Here is a 16,701-nt window from a genome sequence, read left to right on the forward strand (position 1 = left end):
GAAAGAATACCTTGTTGGTTCCCATCTCAGACCATCCGACGAGAGCATGGCCTGGGACCAGCACGATTTCTGGCTACATCGAGAGGCTTTCCAAGAGGCTCGCGAATAGCACGGAGAGATCGATACAGTTGCCCGAGGCAAGGCGAATGGTCTCGTCCGGTGGTGTGGGAGGACGGCGGGGCGAACCCGCCTCCTACCCGACTCCCTCCGTAAAGGATTAGCCTCAAGAGTCGGAGAAATAGCACTCGCCGTCAAGTCGGCACGCAAGTCCGAACCTTCGCATCGGCGGCTGGCGCAGCCGGGAGGTGCATCTCGACGTGAATTCGGACGAACTCTTGAGGGCGTGGCAAGACTATGTGGTGAGGAGAATTGCCGAGCCACCGGGCGTCAGAAGGTGCATCCTGGATTCATGGAACAGGTGCAGGCTCGCCGGGGTAGACCCCTACCAGGTTGTCGCGCCCGTGCTCGCCGAACAGCAAGAGTTGAAGAGGCGACTTGAGCGCAGGCAGCAAATGATATCCATATCGCTGCCGCTAATGGAGGACCTGCACTCGCTGGTGCAAGGGTCCGGTTTCATCGTCGTCTTGGCGGACGAAGACGGCTATCTCCTTGGGGTCGTCGGGGACGAAGACGTGGCGGGTTCCGCGAGTAGGGGAAACTTCATCAAGGGCGCGGACTGGAGTGAGGAGACCGCAGGAACAAACGCCGTCGGTACCTGCATAATAACACGGAGACCTCTCCAGGTGGTAGGGAGAGAGCATTACTGTAGGTGCTCGCACCACTGGACATGCTCTGCAGCCCCCATCCGCGACCCGGACGGCAATATGATCGGAGTCATTGACATGACTGCCACGGTCGAGAAGGTCCATCCTCATACTCTCGGCATGGTTGTCGCCGCAGCACACGCAATAGAGTACAGCCTCATGGCCGGGAAGTTGTGGGAACAATACAAGCTCGCGGACGAATACAAGACCATCATGCTCCAGTCCATGTCCGACGGGGTACTCGCAATCGACGAGACCGGGGCTGTAACACAGGCAAACGAGGCAGCGTGCAGGATGTTTGGGATGGGGTCGGACCAGATCGTCGGCACTCAGCTCCGCCCGTTCTTCGCTGAATCACCGCTTCTCACGAGGTTTTTCTCGTTCAGCGTCAACAAGAAAAACGTCGTTGAGCTGACCGACGAAGAGGTGGCCGTGCAAACCAAGCAGGGACAAATCAAGTGCGCCGTAAGTACGCGACCGCTCAGGGCGCTCAACGATCACATCGTAGGAAACATCGTAATACTGCGGGAGATTCGGCGCATCCACCAGCTGGTCAATAGAATGGTGGGAGCCAGAGCGCGGTTCTCGTTTGGAGACCTGATCGGAAAGAACAAGGAATTCCTCAAGTGCGTTCAGGAGGCCGCCATGGCGGCCCAGACTGACTCAAACGCCCTCCTGCTCGGCGAAAGCGGCACCGGGAAAGAAATGTTTGCGCAGTCCATTCACAACGCGAGCGTGAGAAGGGCCGGGCCTTTTGTAGCGATCAATTGCGCGGCATTGCCGCGCGAGCTGCTTGCGAGTGAGCTGTTCGGTTACAGTGAGGGAGCATTCACCGGCGCAAAGCGAGGTGGGAGCCCTGGCAAGTTCGAACTGGCGGACGGAGGGACAATCCTGCTGGACGAAATAGGAGACATGCCAGTTGATATGCAGGTCGCGCTCTTGAGGGTGCTGGACGAGAAGAGGATCGTCCGTATAGGTGGCAACGAGGTCGTGCCAGTCGATGTCAGGATCATTGCCGCCACCAACAGGGATCTCGTCAATCTGGTTAGAGAGGGCCGGTTCAGGCAAGACCTCTTCTACCGCCTGAATACTCTTACAATCAAGATGGTGCCGCTTCGTGACCGCGTCGATGACATCCCTTTGCTGGCGATGCATTTCATTTCTCGCGCGAGCAGGAGCCTGGGGAAGATCGTGGACCTGATTCACCCGGATGCCCTTTCGCTGTTGCGAGACTACGAATGGCCTGGGAATGTTCGAGAACTGGAGAATGTTTGCGAACACGCAGTCAACCTTACGAACGGGAATTGCGTTCTTCCGGACGCAGTAAGATTGCCTTCGACGAGTGACCATCGTCAGCATGTTCCTGGGGCAAGACCGCTGAAGAACCTCGAAAGAAACGCGATTATTGAGGTGCTCCAACTGCACAAGGGAAACATGAGCAGAGTCGCCTCCGAGCTTGGAATCTCCAGAAGCACCCTCTACCGAAAACTTGCGCGATACGACATCCGGATCGGATAGATCTCGTCGGGTAAGAGCCGCCTCTGTCCCAGAGTGACACACCATGTTTCGAGTGCAGCAATATGATACAGCCCTCAAAGCGCGCCCCCGCCGCGGGGGCGCGCTCTTTTCCCCCTGTCTGCAGGCCTCTTGCGAGTTCTCTCCTCCTTGAACTCCGGTGGCATTGACCTTGCTACCACGTGACCCAGGTAGCCCTCTCCTGCTTATCGATCCGGCGCGATCCGCCGGTGGCTTTTCGGTCCAGTTTAAATAATGCAGTTCCAGACATGAGGAGGAAAGTGCACATGCAGGGTGAGCCACTGAAAGGTAGGTCGAGAGCGGACAAAAGGATGACCCTGGACCAGGCGATCGCAGCGTACGTGCACGACGGAGACTCGATTACATTCAGCGGTATGGGTGGAGAACAATGCGTGGCCCAAACCTACGAAATCATTCGCCAGGGCAAGAAGGACCTCACCATTATCGGTGATAGCCCGTGTGAAGCAGCCGACATGCTGATAGGCGCGGGACTCGCAAAGAAGGTGGAAGTGGCCTGGATAGGCTACGCTGTGGCAGGGCTTGCGGTCAACTACCGGCGCGCTGTGGAGGAGCACGTGCCCCGCCCGATCGAGGTCGAGGAATACTCCAACTACACTATGGGTCTTCGTTTCCTCGCCGGGGCCATGGGGATCCCTTTCATGCCCACACGGTCTCTCGCGGGCTCCGACATCCCGAAATATAACGAGAAGATCAGGACCACTAGTGACCCCTATTCAGGGAAACCGGTCACACTGGTCCCTGCCGCCCGGCCCGACGTGGCGGTAGTACACGTGCACCGGTGTGATAAGAGGGGTAACGCCCAGATGCTGAGCTTTTCCTCCAACCTCGAGAACATCGGACGGGCAGCCAAGCGGACCATCGTCACCTGTGAAGAGATAATATCGACCGACGAGGTGCGCAGGACCGGGAATCTGACTATTCTGCCCGAGTACTGCGTTGACGCTGTAGTCGAGTTGCCCTACGCCTGTCACCCGTGGAACATGCCATACTCGTACGCGTACGACATCCCATTTCACATGGAGCAGATGGCCCAGATTGAAACGAGGGACGGCTTCCTGGAATGGCTGGACAAGTGGGTTTACGGGTGCAAGGACCACGCGGATTACTGCAGCAAGGTCGGGTGGGACAGGCTACAGAAACTGACCCGGCTGGAGCGAAAGTTCTGTAAACCTCTTGTATAGCAGGGAGGGAAAAGAATGAGCCAGATAGCTAACGCGAAGGACTATAGCCTCCAGGAACTGCTGGTAGCGGCTGCGGCCAGGGAGATCAAGGACGGTGAAAAGGTGTTTGCAGGCGTGGGCATTCCCTGCCTGGGGGCAATGGTTGCCCAGCTGACGCACGCCAGAACAGCGATCATCGCGGTCGAAGCCGGTTGCATTGGCCCTAGTGCGAGGCGCATTATCCTGGGCATCGGAGATAACCCCTGCATGGAGCGGGCACTGTGCACAACGTCGCTGTGGAGGCTTTTCTCCGATCAACAGAACGGTTTCTTCGACGTCGGAATGGTAGGCGGAGCCCAGGTAGATATCTACGGCAACCTCAACAGTACTGCGATCTTCGGCGAAGGCAGCTACTACCAGCCCGCCTCGCGCCTCCCCGGCAGCGGGGGAGCCAACGACATCGCCTCCTCAGCCGGACGCACAGTGATCATGGTCCCTCTCCAGAGACGAAGATTCCTCCAGAGAGTCGACTACATAACCTCCCCCGGGTATATCACAGGACCCGGCTCCCGCGAAGCCGTGGGACTGCCGGGCGGTGGACCGTCTGCAGTGATCACCAATAAGTGCGTATTCCGCTTTGATCCTGAGACCAGGGAGATGTACCTCGCCAGCGTACACCCCGGAGTGACTGTCGATGACGTCCGCAAGGAGGTGTCATGGGATCTAAAGGTTGCCAAAGACCTGGAAACTACAAAGCCCCCGACGGTGGAGATGCTGGAGATCACCCGCACCATCGACCTTGAGAAGATCTATCTGGGTGGCGGTCTAAAGAGCCTCTCCTTCGAACGGTACGTGAAAATGCTCGAGACATCCTTTGAAAGGCTGGCCAGCCTGTTTTGACAGTTCCATGATGCTCCCGCATGGTTTGGGATGATCGGCCGGCTGGACACAGCATGTTTAGGGGGGTTAATCAGAATGAAGACTGCACAGCAGTATGTTGAGAGCCTCAAGAAGCTTGAACCGGTTGTTTATGCATTTGGCAAGCGCCTCGAGAACCTAATCGATCATCCGCTAGTAAGACCCCATGTAAGTGCAGCTGCGATGACCCACCACCTCGCGTTCAAACCCGAACATGAAGACCTGATGACCGTGACCTCGCACCTCACCGGCAAGAAAATCAACCGGTTCACTCACATTCACCAGAGCACCCAGGACCTCATTAACAAGGTCAAGATGCTTCGGATGATCGGGCAGAGAACCGGCACATGCTTCCAGAGGTGTGTGGGATTCGACGCCCTCAATGCGCTGTACACGGTCACATACGAAATGGACGAAAAGCTGGGCACGAGGTATCATGAGCGTTTTCTCAAGTACTTGAGGACGGTGCAGGACGAGGACCTGATGTGCGCAGGGTCCATGACTGACCCAAAGGGCGACCGGTCGCTGTCACCGAGTCAACAGCCTGATCCGGATCTCTTCGTCCACGTGGTGGAGAAGCGCGCGGACGGTATCGTGGTTCGCGGGGCAAAAGCACACCAGACGGGAATCGTAAACTCTCACGAATTTATCTGCATGCCGACCATCGCCCTCGGCGAGGCGGACAGGGATTACGCCGTGGCGTTCGCTCTTCCCGTTGATGCGCCCGGGGTAATACACATCTTCGGTCGCCAGACCAACGATTCGAGGAAGATGGAAGGAACCGTCGACCAGGGTAATGCCAAGTTCGGGATCGTCGGCGGCGAGGCCCTGACCGTGCTCAACGACGTGTTCGTCCCCTGGGAACGGGTATTCATGTGCGGTGAATACCAGTTCGCAGGGCTCCTGGTGGAGCGCTTCGCCTCCTACCACCGGCAAAACTACGGCGGCTGCAAGGTGGGCGTCAGCGATGTGATCATCGGCGCCACCGCTGCAATCGCCGAGTATAACGGAGCCGCAAAAGCTTCTCACGTCAAAGACAAGATCGTTGAGATGTGCCACCTCGCCGAAACCCTGTACGGCGGGTCCATCGCATGCTCGTGCGAAGGCCAGAGGACCCCGTCCGGAGCGTACTTCGTGGATGCGTTGCTCGCCAACACCGTAAAGCAGAACATCACACGGTATATCTACGAGATCTGCAGGCTAGCCCACGACATAGCTGGCGGTTTCATAGCCACCCTCCCATCGGAGCAGGACCTCAGAAGCCCTGAGGTCGGCAAGTACGTCGAGAAGTATTTCAGGGGAGCCGCGCACATCCCCACGGAGCAGCGGTTCCGCATGGCCCGCCTGATCGAGAACATGACGGGTGGCACGGCACTGGCCGAATCCATGCACGGAGCGGGATCACCACAGGCGCAGCGGATCATGATCCTCAGGCAGTCAAACCTGGATTTTAAGAAGAAGCTCGCCGAAGCGTTGGCCGGCATCCGGCAACCAGCAGAGCCCTGAGACCCTGTGCGGGCGGCGGATCTTTTCTCGTCGCCCTGGCGGCACAGATGGAAGTCCCGCGTGAATTCCGTAGGAGGGATACGTGAGTACATGAGCCTGGACATGTTCAGCCTCAGAAACAAGGTTGCCATAGTAACCGGCGGCACGCGTGGCATCGGCAGGGCTATCAGCCTCGCCCTTGGCAGCGCAGGAGCGAGGGTTGTTGTCACCAGCCGCACCCTGGCTGACGCGGAGAGGGTAGCCGGCGAGATTGGGACCGGGGGCGGGGGATCTCTTGGCATATCTACGGACGTGGGTGACCCGTCGGATGTCACCCGCCTCGTGGCAACCACCGCGGATCGCTTCGGCACGGTGGATGTGCTGGTCAACTGCGCTGGAATCAGCCCTTACCTCAAGTCCGCTGAGAAGATGACCGTGGAGGAATGGAATGAGGTGCTTCGCACGAACCTGACGGGAATCTTCCTTTGCAGTACCGAGGTGGCCAGGCTGATGATATCCCAGAAGAGAGGGGGATCAATAGTCAACATCTCCTCTGTCGGAGGAACAGTCGCTCTCCCAAGGCTGGTTGCGTATTGCGCGGCAAAACACGGCATCTTCGGCATTACCAAAGTGATGGCGGTTGATTGGGTGAGATACGGGATCAGGGTCAACGCCATTGGGCCTGCCTACGTCGAAACCGACATGACCCTCGCCATCAGGGAATCCGCTCCAAGAATCTACGAGGATCTCATACGCAAAACGCCGATGGCACGATTCGCCAAGCCACAGGAAATCGCAGGGGCCGTTATCTATCTTGCGTCGGAGGCGTCGAGCTACGTTACGGGGCAGACCATCTTCGTTGATGGCGGGTGGCTGACCCTCTAGGGTTACGGCCGCAGTCCCGCCTGCGAATCACACGATGATTCACACAAGGAAAGGAGTGACAGCAGGTGGCCGACAACCTTCCCGGTTTCTGGGCGTTCTTCAGCCCGCTATTCTTCTGTGGCATCACGTACCTGACGATCATCATGTTCGCGATCCTGCTTAGGACCAAGGGAACCGATGACCCGAATTGCGTGTGGAGACCTAAGGGGTAGATAGGAGGTTGAAGAAAACATGGCTGCATGGTACTACCCGTTCGCAATCGGTCTCACAATAGTCATGTCTTTCGTGTTGAGCTGGATCGTAAAGAAGTACGTAAAGGGTCTGTCCGACTATTATGTGATGGGCAGGACGGCAAACTGGGTACTATTCACCTGCACTACAACTGCGGCATGGATGAGCATGTGGACTCTGTTGGGCGGGGCGGGCCTCGTCTGGGCGGGGTGGGGTCCGTTCTCTATCGAGTCGTGGTTCATGGGTAGCGTCACTGGCATCGTTTTCTTTACCTTCGTACTCGGCCCTAGCTTAAGGCGCGCAGGATACCTGACCATTCCCGACTTCTTCCAGGACAGGTTTTGCTCAAAGAGGGTTAGAATTGCGGCCGTACTGGCCCTCATCGTCGGGACCTATTTCTACATCGTCCTGCAGGTAACCGGCGGAGCGATCATCTTCGAGCAGATGTTCGGACTGAGCTATAAGACAGCGGTAGTGCTCTACCTCCTCGTCGTGATGGTCTGTATCTTTATCAGCGGCCAGTGGTCCGTCGTCGTCATAGACGCATTTGGCTTCACGGCGTTCATGCTGGCGGGCATCCTCTGGCCGATCTACATGGTGAGAATGGCGGGAGGACTCCACGCCGCGATAACCGGTGCCGCAAACCTTCACGGCGCCGCGTATTGGACGCTCCTTGGCAAGTCCGGCGCGACTACAGCCCAGCAACTGGGCAACATCCTGTCGTGGGTCATCATCCTGGGCGCGTCCCCGCACCTCATCGCCAAGTCCTTCATCGTGAAGGATACTAAACAGATCTACAAAGGCGCCATAGGCACGCTCATCTCGGGGACCACCCTCACGTTCTTCCTTTACCTCGGGTTCGTGGCGCTCGTGAGCCTTGTGAAGCCGGGCACAGTCAAACCGGATTACCTGGCCGTGCACGCGGCGATAAAGGTGGCCCCTCCGTTGCTGGGATGCCTGTACCTGATGGGGGCATTCATGGCGGGAACCACGACAGCGAACGCCCAGTACATGACCTGTTCCCAGGGCCTCGCTCGGGATCTCTACCAGAAACTCATCAACCCCAGAGCAACGGACCAGCAGATCATCGCCATCACCAGGATAGGGCTCGTGCTCATCGCCATAGCCACGGCGATAATCGCGTTTCAGAAGCCGTGGCTGCTCGTCATCGCCGGGACCATCACGGGCATGGTGTTCTCGTTTGGCTACTTCCCAGCCCTTGCCCTGGGGATATTCTGGGACAGGTTGACAGCCAAAGCGGTGGAGATCGCGCTCTGGATCAGCGTGCCGGTATCCGTGTTCGCGGTGTACACGTGGACCAAGTACAAGTGGTTCCAGCCGCACCCTACCATATGGGGGGTACTCATCGGCTTTGCGCTTCTCATCAGCCTGTCGTACGCTACCCGGAAAACGCCTGAAGAGGAAGAGCGCTGGAAGAGCCTCAAGCCGGTGCTCTGGCCGAAGGAGCCGACGCTTCTCAGGGAGCCCTCCGATAGGGTGTTCATGATCGTGGCCGGGATCGCTGCAACAGGCCTTGCGTTCGTCATCATTGGCCTGTACCGGCTGTGGTTCTAAATGCAGGGGGCGGGGCGGTCCGGAGACGGCCGCCCGCCCGTTCGCCTGATCAGCGGATATCCAGGAGGTCATTCAAGAATGCGCGAGGTAGTGATCGTTTCAGGGGTCAGGACTCCAATTGGTACGTTTGGTGGACAACTCAAAGATGTCCCAGCCCATGAGCTAGGTAGCCTCGTGGTAAAGAAAGTAATCGCAAGGGCAGGCCTGGATCCTGACCAGGTCGACGAGCTCGTCTTCGGGAACTGCATCCAGACAATCGACGAAGCGTCCAACGTGGCCAGGACAGTTGGGCTGCGAGCCGGCCTTCCCGACAGGGTTCCGGCAATGACGGTGAACAGGCTGTGCGGTTCAGCATTGCAGGCGATCAACACAGGCGCCTACACGATCATGGCTGGGGATGCCGATATCGTGGTCGCCGGCGGCACAGAGAGCATGAGCCGTGCTCCATACCTTCTGAAGTCGGCCAGGTTCGGCTACAGGATGGGGCACGGCCAGATTATTGACTCCCTGACCGCAGTCCTGTCCGATCCCGATGCCGGCAACATCATAATGGGAATGACCGCGGAAAACCTTGCTGAAAGGTACGGGATCACGCGCGAGGAACAGGACATGTTCGCTCTGGAAAGCCAGCGGAAAGCGGCGGAAGCCCTCAGCGCAGGGCGTTTCGTCGAGGAAACGGTGGCTGTTCCGGTACCGCGCAGGGATAGAACGACGGTGGAGCTCAAGGTCGATGAGCACCCAAAACCAGACACCACTATCGAGCAGCTCTCGGCCATGAAGCCAGTGTTCAAGAATGGCGGCACGGTCACCGCAGGCAACGCCTCGGGAATAAACGACGGGGCGGCTGCAGTGGTACTGATGGAAGCCTCAAAGGCAGCGACACTTGGGGTGAAACCCATGGCCGTCATCCGCTCGATGGCAGTCGCCGGCGTCGAGCCAGCCTACATGGGCTACGGTCCGGTCCCCGCGACAAAACTCGCCCTGAAGAAGGCGAACCTCGCCCTCGGTCAAATGGACTTGATCGAGGCCAACGAGGCGTTTGCAGCGGTATGCCTGGCAATCGAAAGAGGCCTCAATTGGGACCGGTCGAAGGTGAACCCGAACGGCGGCGCTATTGCCCTCGGCCATCCGGTCGGAGCGACAGGGGCCATCCTCGCGGTTAAGACCATCTACTGGCTCAGGGCCGCGAAGAAGCAATATGCTCTGGTAACACTGTGCATTGGGGGCGGCCAGGGGATAGCGACGATACTGGAGCGCGTGTAAACCCCGCGTGGTGTATGAGGTCTCACAACATCAACAATTAGCCAGGAGGAGAGGGATTGTGGAGGTCAAGAGGATCGCCGTTATCGGCGCGGGAACCATGGGCAGCGGGATCGCTCAGGTGGCGGCTGAGAGTGGCTTTGACGTGAGCATCGTCGATGCGACCCCTGAGCTCAGTGAGCGCGGCTACCGCACGATAGAAAAGAATTTGAAGAAGGCGGTCGAGAAGGGGAAGACAACACCGGACGCAGTGGCTGCTACTATGCAGCGCCTGCAGGTTGCTCCAAACATCGCCGAAGCAGCAAAGGCGGATCTTGTCATAGAAGCGGTGTACGAATCACTGCCCGTGAAGAAGAAACTGTTGTCCGAACTTACGCCCTTGGCCCGGTCGGAGGCGTTCTTCGCCACAAACACCTCGGCCCTGAGCGTATCGGAGATGGCTGCCTGCATGATGAAGCCCGAACGATTCGTTGGGATGCATTTCTTCAACCCGGTTCAGGTAATGAAACTGGTCGAGGTGATCAGGGGCGCCAAGACCTCCGATGACACAGTCAAGATAGCCGTTGACGTCGCAAACAAGATGGGCAAGACCCCGATCCAGGTGAAGGAGCACCCGGGATTTGTGGTGAACAGGCTTCTGGTTCCCTTGATCAACGAGGCCGCATTCGTATACGCCGAGGGCCTGGCGAACGCGCACGACATCGACGCCGGTATGAAGCTGGGAGCCAATCACCCCATCGGACCACTGGCTCTTGCCGATCTCATCGGGATAGACGTGTGCCTGGCCGTTATGGAAACACTGCATACCGAGTTGGGCGACCCCAAGTACAGGCCATGCCCTCTGCTCAGGAAGATGGTGAGAGCGGGGCTGCTCGGAAGGAAAACAGGCCAGGGATTCTACACCTACGGCGGTGAAAGACCATGAGTAGCCTTGAAAACATCACCCTTGCCATTGATGGTGGAGTAGGCACTATTACAGTCCAGCGACCAGCTGCACTCAATGCTCTCAACAGGGCAATGCTCGTCGAGCTCAAGCAAGCCATGAACCTGGTCAAAGCGAACGAGGCCATCCGAGTAGTCGTGCTGACTGGGGCGGGAACCAGGGCGTTCGTGGCTGGAGCCGACATATCGGAGCTCGCCCTGGCCGATCCCCTGGAGGCTCTGAAGGTAGCCGAGGAAGGCAAGGACGTGTTTGATATGATTGAGCGGCTCCCGAAGCCTACGATAGCAGCCATCAACGGTATAGCCGCTGGCGGGGGTCTTGAATTCGCGTTGAGCTGTGACTTCAGGATCGCCGCCGCCACAGCCCGCCTCGGCCTTCCCGAAGTAAACCTCGGCCTTCTCCCGGGCTGGGGCGGAACCCAGCGGCTGCAGCGCCTGGTGGGGTTCTCCCGGGCCAAGAGGCTCATACTCCTTGGAGAGCTGATTTCCGCCGAACAAGCTCTTGGAGTGGGCCTTGTGGACCAGGTAGTGCCTCAGGAACATTTTGCCAGCGCGGTAGCTGACCTTGCCGCGTCTTTGCTGCGGAAAAGCCCCGTGGCACTGTCCCTGTGCAAGGCCGCGATACATGCCGCCGCCAGCCTTGACGCGGGGATGACTGCGGAGACCCGTTTGTTCGGCCTTGCTTTCACGACTCAAGACAGTCGCGAGGGGCTCGATGCTTTCACATCAAAGAGGAAACCAGTCTTCACTGGAAAGTAGGGACCGATCCCGTGTCACAGAGCCTGGATCCACCGCTACCCGAATCACTGGTCCACCTGATCAAGACGAAGACCGCGACGTGCACCCTTGCCACCGTGGGAGAGGATGGTAGACCGAATACCGCCCCGATCCACATAGTGACTGCGCCAAACGAGCGCACGCTCCTGATGGGCATAGGCAGGATCCACGATACCTTGCGGAACATACGCATGAACCCATGGGTGAGCGCCTCATTCATGGGCGAGGGGGACGTGGCATTCTCGGTAAAGGGGAGGGCTACGATAACGGCTGACAGGATGGCGTCGAGCGAAGCACTGGCTATGGTGGCAATCGAAGTCACGGAGGTTAAAAGCGACACGGCCCCCTCTGTCCTGGTTGAGCAGGGAGTGAAGATCCGGTACAGGTCCGACCGTGCGGCCGCCTTTGTAACGAATGCGTTCCGGGAACTCGAACAGAAACCGTGAACATCGATAGGGAGGGGGCGGCTAGCGCCCGTCCTCTCGCACCACCGGACATGCAGGTCCGCATCCGGCGGTTCGCCAAGCCTCACGGGTGGCAGAGTAGCATTTAGTCAGGCTGACCAGTCCCTGGATGCGAGGAAGGGGTGGCCTCCCTGTAGAAGCCGCGTGGTTCGAGACTAGAGTCGGCGATGCAGACGAACGGATGGTATATTGGGTCCATTGTCTTTCTCATTCCGTCACGCGCGGGAAGCGCATCTGGCCGAGTCGCCGAGTCTTTGTCAATTCTTCTCCTCATACTGGCGCTTGGCCAGTTCGAGGAGGTTCAGCTTGTTTCTACCCGGCGCGCCACCTCCCTTCGAACTCGAGTGGGGTGAGATACCCCAGAGCCGAATGCCGCCGGCGGCGGTTATAGAAAGCCTCGATGTATTCGAAGATCGCTGACTGAAGCCCGCGGCACGTCCGCCAGACGCCTCTATCATGCAATTCCGTCTGTAGCGTGGCGAAGAAGCTTTCCGCCACCGTGTTATCCAACGGGCGCGCCCTGGCCGACACTTTTCGCTTTCGCCAATCGTAGTATCCGCTGGTGGAGACGCCCAGTACACGACACATTGTGGCGACATGGTGATAGGCCTTCTCTCGCTCAACGAACATGAACATGGGGGTCCGGCGCAGGATCTGGACGGTTGCCCGTGGTCCTCCAATGCCTTTGGTTAGCAACGTTTCGACGTTCGCTTTCCCTGGTGGACCCCTAGCCCTCAGTACACTTAGATCTTCGGCTATTGATGATATCTGTGTGGTGGACTCATATATTCAGCGGCATTTGACGGTGCTGAGTTCCCGCCATGGAAAGCCGGATGCCAAGTTTCCTGGTGCTACCGATCGTACTGAAACAATGACAACACTCTCCAGCGTCACCCGGCACCGGTTGAGCGGGGTATTATCTGGGCTTCAGCCCTGGTATCTCGGATTTCCATGGTATGGCCAGACTTCCTTTCAACGACGTGGGAGAGAAGAACACCAGGATATCCTTTTAGGTTATAATGGAAACTGGATACTTGAAGGGGCAATGTGACAAGGTTCTTTCCAGGTTGTATGATAAAATCTGGATAGTGAAGTGGACGACTTCACTTGGGAGGAAATGGCGGTGGTACCAGTCAGGAAAAGAGTTGAACCGGACGGCCGGATCGCGATTGGAGAGGTGTTGAAGGCGTCTAGAATCCAACCCGGTGATTTGGTTGAGATTATCCCGGCTGTAGATAGAATCATCATCAGGACCGTAACTCTTCCAAGAGCGGAAGGAATAGTCAGGTCTGTTGCTGGTAAGTGGATGAACCGCCGTGACCTCGTTGAAGATCTTCTCAGAATCAGAGAGGATGAAGATGACCGGCCAGGGACAAGCCTTGAATAAGTATGTCGTTGATACGAATATCGTAATCGCCACAATGCAGGGTATACCTGAAGCGGTCGATTTCATGGAGGCAATTGAGTCTACTGAATCCGAAGTGCTGTACTCTGTGATCGTCGAAGCCGAGCTGTTTTCTTCGCCTCTATTAACTGAAGACGACAAGACGGATTTGAGGAAGCTGCTCAGCATGGGTGACATAATTGATGTCGATTCCGAGACAGCCCTCAAGGCGGCCGAGTTAAGAGCATTGAGCAGAAGACTATACCACCGAAAGATGAAGCTTCCTGATGCTCTAGTTGCAGCTACAGCCCTTATGACGTCTGCCACTCTGGTGACTCGGAATGTGGAGGATTTCAAGCATCTTCAGCGCCACGGCCTACGCATCCACAATCCGTTTGGGCCTTCTGCAGAATAGACCAGACTAAGCCTCAGCATGGCTCCGCAGGAATACCCCCAAGTGTAGTGCGCGAGTATCTGAAGAAGGTGAGGGACCTCGTCGAATGCCTGAAGAAGCAGGCCGAGTGACAGCCGTGGTGAGCGCTTACATTGCGGCCCTCAGGCGCCATGGCATCCCTGCGGAGAAGGTATACCTCTTCGGCTCCCGCGCAAGGGGTGACGCGAGGCCCGAGAGTGACATAGACCTCATCCTCGTGTCATCGGCGTTCTCGGGGATGCCGGCGTGGAAGCGCTGGGAGGTTCTCGGAGATGCCCTTGCCGAGGTACTGGAGCCCATAGAAGCTCTTGCCTATTCACCTGAGGAATTCGAGGCGAAGAAGGACAGGAAGGCTTCCTTTCTGGGCCACCTACTGAGCCAACCCGAGGTTGTGCAGTTCCAGCCGGAGACATGACGGCTCTTCCCCGGAATCGCCCCGCATTCGCTCCTAGTTAACCGCGTTAACACGGGATCTGCCGTATTCGCAGTGGACATGAGGCGCTCGGCCTCTGTCCTCGAACAGAGCCTGTCGGCGCGGAGCTTCGCCGTGAGGATCGCCCCGAGCGGGTAGCCGGACGCCAGGCCCATCGCCAGGACGAAAGAACCCACCCCCGGCAGATTGAACAGCGGCCTCATGAGCGGCTCCATGAGCACCCCCATGAAGTGTACGACGCCCAGGCCCATCAGGATCTGGGACCCGATGAAGAACGGGAGGAGGGCGGGGAACACGATATCCCACCAGATCTTGAGGCCGTCCACCGCGGACTGGAAAGCGGCGTCCGGATATATCACCATGGACACAGTGATGAACACCGCGAACAGGGCGATCAAGTAGCTGAACAGTTCCCCTGAGGCGGTGGCCCCGAACCTCTTCCGAGCGCCGAGCGCCCAGGCGAACACAACGAGAAAGGCTACAAGAGTTGTCAAAGTCGCAGGTGAGACGGGGGGCATCGTGTTCGCCTCCGGAGAAGGGATGGGCTGGTCGCTCGCGCCGGGACGTCCAGCGTTAAGAATTATATTTGGGCGTGGCGGGAGGTAGTACGTGCGCGTCCGGGGGGGGAGGAGGTTGGGGGCACGCGTAGAAAGCTGGCTGAATCCTGGGCCATTCCAGACAGGTGGTGCCGTATGAAGAGACTCGGAATCGTGGTCGCCGGCCAGTCACCCCAGCCGGACTACAACGAGATGATGGAAAGGTACGTTTTTGGTATCGAGGTCGTGCAGGCGGGGGCGCTTGATGCCGCCTCCATTGACGAAATACACGCAAGCGTGGAGGAGGGCGGGTTCCACCTGGCCGTTAGGCTGAAGGATGGGACCCCCGTGGAGGTCTCTCACCGCCTTGTCAGCTCCGGGCTTCCGGCCGCTGTGAGGTCCCTGGCCGCGGATGGCTGCGGCGTGATCCTGGTCGCGTGTACCGGCGATTTCGATCCGTCAGTAGTTCGGGTGTCGACCGGGCATGAACCTGGGCCGGTCGTGTTATTCCCCGGAGAGATCCTCCTCGCATTTGCATCCTCGGTTTGGGCGGGTCAGCCAGTCGCCGTGTGCGTTCCACTCGCAGAGCAGCAAGAATGGGCGCGGGAGCGATGGGGGAGGCGGGGGGTCAAGCCCATCGTAATACACCAACCGATGTGCGAAGACGAATCATCCGCGGCCATCCGTGTGTTCGAGGCCCTTGGCGGCAGACCGGCCTCACACGTTGGCGGGATCGTCATGGACTGCATGGGTTACACGGAAGCGGAAGCTCGGAATGTCCGTGAACGCACGGGGCTGCCCGTAGTGTGCGCACGCGGGCTCGTCGCTCTCAGTCTCAAGGCTCTACTCGTATAGCGGGTTTGTTCGCGAGTTATGGGACCCCGAGGGCGGCTCGAGCCGCCCTCCCGGCGCGCGCCTCCCTCCCTCCGGCCAGCGTATGCCTTCAGCACATCCCTTCTGTACGCGTCGATCATTGCGGCGAGGGCGAGATCGCTGTGGAGAGACGCCCCGGCCGAACACCCGCAGGGAGCCCCGCATACGCTGAACCACAGGCGCCTGCATCCGCGGGTGTTGTTTCCGTGAGGTGATTTGAATGGACTGGTGCGCCTCACCGGGCTTTCACCCCGGCTATGAGCCACTCCGCGCACAGGTGGAGTCATACCTTTCCGGGGACCCCGCGTCGTACGGGATCATGTTTCTGGACCTCGGGAGCGGCATGGGGTTTGGGGTGAACCCGGACCGTCCGGTGCCCCAGGCCAGCACCGTCAAGGTCCCGATAGTGCTCTACGTAAACTACCTTATCAGGCGCGGTCTCGCCGACTGGAGGGACCGGGTAGAATACCAGCCCGGAACGGACTACCGTGGGGGCGCCGGAGCCATGCAGTTCTTCGCGCGCCCCGGGAGTACGTACTCGCTCAGGCTGCTGACGAACCTGGTGATCACGCTGAGCGACAACGTGGCGAAGGCGATGCTTGTGAGGCACTTTGGCCCCGGCAACATCGTGGCCTTCATGGCGGCCCTGGGGGCCTCATCCCCGAGATGGGAGGGAGAAGCGCCGACCACAGCGCGCGACATGACCATATACCTGTGTGAGGTGCTGCGCCTTGCGCGCGAATGCCCGGAACTGGGGTGCAGGGTCATCGACGACCTGTCGTTCACGATATTCGACACGGGGCTTCCGCTACTACTGCCACGCGGACTCCAGGTGGCTCACAAGGAGGGGGACATAACGGGCGTCGCCGACGACGTCGGAATAGTCTTCTCGCGCCACCCCTACATCCTGAGCGTCCTGTCCGAGGGCCAGCGCGACGTGGAGGCCGGTTTCAGGAAGATCGCGGAGATCTCGAGGATGGTTTTTGACTACCAGGAGCAGGCCTACGCTTTCTGCCGGTAGGCT

Annotated in this window: 17 protein-coding genes and 1 pseudogene; 16 read left to right on the plus strand and 2 right to left on the minus strand. The window is 58.7% G+C overall.

The window, feature by feature from the left end:
* The first annotated feature begins 317 nt into the window (after positions 1 to 317).
* From HPY55_11125 to HPY55_11175, 11 genes are all read left to right on the plus strand, one after another.
* Positions 318 to 2,282 (plus strand): sigma-54-dependent Fis family transcriptional regulator, encoded by a 1,965-nt coding sequence (locus HPY55_11125; protein NPV71174.1) that lies wholly within the window; start codon positions 318 to 320, stop codon positions 2,280 to 2,282.
* A gap of 284 nt (positions 2,283 to 2,566) precedes the next feature.
* On the plus strand, positions 2,567 to 3,502 hold the full coding sequence (locus HPY55_11130) for a CoA transferase subunit A (protein ID NPV71175.1): 936 nt from the start codon (positions 2,567 to 2,569) through the stop codon (positions 3,500 to 3,502).
* Positions 3,503 to 3,517: 15 nt separating this feature from the next.
* Positions 3,518 to 4,381 carry a glutaconate CoA-transferase gene (locus HPY55_11135; protein ID NPV71176.1) on the plus strand — a complete coding sequence of 288 codons (864 nt, stop codon included), beginning with the start codon at positions 3,518 to 3,520 and terminating at the stop codon, positions 4,379 to 4,381.
* Positions 4,382 to 4,456: 75 nt separating this feature from the next.
* Positions 4,457 to 5,905 (plus strand): 4-hydroxybutyryl-CoA dehydratase, encoded by a 1,449-nt coding sequence (locus tag HPY55_11140; protein ID NPV71177.1) that lies wholly within the window; start codon positions 4,457 to 4,459, stop codon positions 5,903 to 5,905.
* Between the two features lie 60 nt (positions 5,906 to 5,965).
* Positions 5,966 to 6,769 (plus strand): 3-oxoacyl-ACP reductase FabG, encoded by an 804-nt coding sequence (locus tag HPY55_11145; protein NPV71178.1) that lies wholly within the window; start codon positions 5,966 to 5,968, stop codon positions 6,767 to 6,769.
* Between the two features lie 65 nt (positions 6,770 to 6,834).
* Positions 6,835 to 6,981: a hypothetical protein gene (locus tag HPY55_11150; GenBank protein NPV71179.1), complete on the plus strand. Its 147-nt coding sequence runs from the start codon at positions 6,835 to 6,837 to the stop codon at positions 6,979 to 6,981.
* Positions 6,982 to 7,000: 19 nt separating this feature from the next.
* On the plus strand, positions 7,001 to 8,575 hold the full coding sequence (locus HPY55_11155; protein NPV71180.1) for a sodium:solute symporter family protein: 1,575 nt from the start codon (positions 7,001 to 7,003) through the stop codon (positions 8,573 to 8,575).
* 78 nt (positions 8,576 to 8,653) lie between these two features.
* On the plus strand, positions 8,654 to 9,838 hold the full coding sequence (locus HPY55_11160; GenBank protein ID NPV71181.1) for a thiolase family protein: 1,185 nt from the start codon (positions 8,654 to 8,656) through the stop codon (positions 9,836 to 9,838).
* 58 nt (positions 9,839 to 9,896) lie between these two features.
* On the plus strand, positions 9,897 to 10,760 hold the full coding sequence (locus HPY55_11165; protein NPV71182.1) for a 3-hydroxybutyryl-CoA dehydrogenase: 864 nt from the start codon (positions 9,897 to 9,899) through the stop codon (positions 10,758 to 10,760).
* Positions 10,757 to 11,536, plus strand: coding sequence for a hypothetical protein (locus tag HPY55_11170; GenBank protein ID NPV71183.1), 780 nt, complete (start codon positions 10,757 to 10,759; stop codon positions 11,534 to 11,536). The genes HPY55_11165 and HPY55_11170 overlap by 4 nt, the downstream gene beginning before the upstream one ends.
* Positions 11,537 to 11,547: 11 nt before the next feature.
* Entirely contained in the window at positions 11,548 to 12,000 is a 453-nt protein-coding gene (locus HPY55_11175) for a hypothetical protein (protein ID NPV71184.1), read from the plus strand.
* Between the two features lie 330 nt (positions 12,001 to 12,330).
* On the opposite strand, the gene HPY55_11180 is transcribed toward HPY55_11175, so the two are convergent.
* Entirely contained in the window at positions 12,331 to 12,528 is a 198-nt protein-coding gene (locus HPY55_11180) for an IS3 family transposase (protein ID NPV71185.1), read from the minus strand.
* Positions 12,529 to 13,141: 613 nt separating this feature from the next.
* Between HPY55_11180 and HPY55_11185 the strand changes: the two genes are divergently transcribed.
* From HPY55_11185 to HPY55_11195, 3 genes are all read left to right on the plus strand, one after another.
* Entirely contained in the window at positions 13,142 to 13,405 is a 264-nt protein-coding gene (locus HPY55_11185; protein NPV71186.1) for a hypothetical protein, read from the plus strand.
* Positions 13,371 to 13,817 (plus strand): type II toxin-antitoxin system VapC family toxin, encoded by a 447-nt coding sequence (locus tag HPY55_11190; GenBank protein ID NPV71187.1) that lies wholly within the window; start codon positions 13,371 to 13,373, stop codon positions 13,815 to 13,817. Before HPY55_11185 ends, HPY55_11190 begins: the two co-directional genes overlap by 35 nt.
* Positions 13,818 to 13,902: 85 nt before the next feature.
* Positions 13,903 to 14,250 carry a nucleotidyltransferase domain-containing protein gene (locus HPY55_11195; protein NPV71188.1) on the plus strand — a complete coding sequence of 116 codons (348 nt, stop codon included), beginning with the start codon at positions 13,903 to 13,905 and terminating at the stop codon, positions 14,248 to 14,250.
* A gap of 50 nt (positions 14,251 to 14,300) precedes the next feature.
* Here HPY55_11195 and HPY55_11200 read toward each other — a convergent pair.
* Positions 14,301 to 14,678, minus strand: a pseudogene (locus HPY55_11200) (sporulation integral membrane protein YlbJ).
* A 282-nt stretch (positions 14,679 to 14,960) separates the two neighbouring features.
* Between HPY55_11200 and HPY55_11205 the strand changes: the two are divergent.
* Both HPY55_11205 and HPY55_11210 read left to right on the plus strand, forming a co-directional pair.
* Positions 14,961 to 15,659, plus strand: a complete 699-nt coding sequence (locus tag HPY55_11205) for a hypothetical protein (protein ID NPV71189.1) — start codon at positions 14,961 to 14,963, stop codon at positions 15,657 to 15,659.
* A gap of 238 nt (positions 15,660 to 15,897) precedes the next feature.
* Complete coding sequence (locus HPY55_11210) at positions 15,898 to 16,698, plus strand: serine hydrolase (GenBank protein ID NPV71190.1); 801 nt, start codon at positions 15,898 to 15,900, stop codon at positions 16,696 to 16,698.
* Positions 16,699 to 16,701: the final 3 nt, after the last annotated feature.

The sequence above is a fragment of the Bacillota bacterium genome, from assembly GCA_013178305.1.
Classification (GTDB): Bacteria; Bacillota; Sulfobacillia; order JABLXB01; family JABLXB01; genus JABLXB01.